This is a genomic window from Natrinema soli (assembly GCF_028618695.1).
Map to the genome: position 1 here is coordinate 1 of NZ_JAQIVI010000071.1, position 1,132 is coordinate 1,132.

Annotated in this window: 2 protein-coding genes; both read right to left on the reverse strand. The window is 68.4% G+C overall.

Features of this window, described 5'->3' with window-relative positions; translation table 11 throughout:
- Nucleotides 1-524 (reverse strand): coenzyme F420-0:L-glutamate ligase (cofE, locus tag PGX04_RS04255; RefSeq protein ID WP_273737370.1); only part of this gene is annotated, 524 nt, incomplete at its 3' end.
- Between the two features lie 196 nt (nt 525-720).
- A partial coding sequence (locus PGX04_RS04260; RefSeq protein ID WP_425498430.1) for a maleate cis-trans isomerase family protein occupies nt 721-1,132 on the reverse strand: 412 nt, incomplete at its 5' end.

Sequence of the window (1,132 nt, forward strand, 5' to 3'; positions counted from 1 at the left end):
GGCATCCCGGCCCAGCCGAGCGCGACGCCGCGCTGGCCGTGCCGGAACGGACGACCGCAGGTGTCCGTGACGATCACCGCGACGTCCTCGATACCTCGCTGCTCGAGCCCCGCTCGAATCCGCTCGGCGCTCTCGGTCGGTCGCTTCGGCAGGAGCAACAGGTCGTGATCCGGCACGTTCGACCGGTCGATCCCCGCGTTCACGCAGATGTGACCGAATCGAGTCTCGGTCAGCAGGAAGGGAGCGTCGATCAGCAGTTCCGTGCTCTCCTCGAGGACCGCCTGCGCGAACCGCGGATCCTTCTCCTCGTCAGCCAGTTCGGCGATCCGGTCGGCGATCTCCTGCGCCCGGCCGCTGACCGGGTAGTCCTCGAGATTCGCCGTCCGGCCCTCCGTCTTCGAGACGATGGTGCTGGCGACGGTGAGCACGTCGCCCGGCTCGAGGGTGGCCCGATCCGCGACGAGTTCGGCGATGTCGTCGCCGGGGCGGATCTCGGGCAGGTCCGCTACGCCGTTGAGTTTCATACCGGAGGGTGGGGAAGCGGCGTCAAAAACACCAACCTTTTGCGCTGCGGGCGCGCCTACGGCGCGCCCTCGGCAAAATGTCGATCAAAAGCACCGGAAGACGGTCCTGCTCGCTATCGCTCGCAGGCTGCGACTTCCGAGCCTTCGGTCACTCGCGGTGCAACGGCTTTGATCTCCGCCACCTGCGACGACGTTCTCAGTCGAACAGCGTTCCCGGCCCGTCGACCGCGAAGCCGGCCGCACCGCAGACGTCCCACAGCGTCGCGCCGTTGCTCGTGATCACCGGTACCCCGAGTTTCGCCTCGAGGCCGTCGACCGCGGCGAGCGACCGGTAGTTCGTACAGGAGACGAAGACGGCGTCGAGGTCGTCGTCACCGACGTGCTCGAGCACCTGCCGGGAGGCGTCGTCGGAAGTCAGCGCGCCGATGTCCGTGTTCGCTTCGAGTCCCCGGCCGTCGATCGACGCGACGTGGAATCCCGATTCCTCGAGGAAGTCCCGCTCTCGGTCGTCGAGTTCACCGGTATAGGGCGTCGCAACGGCGATCCGGGCGGCCTCGAGCGCCTCGAGCGCGCGCACGACCGAGCGGGCCGTCGCGACCGCGGGGACG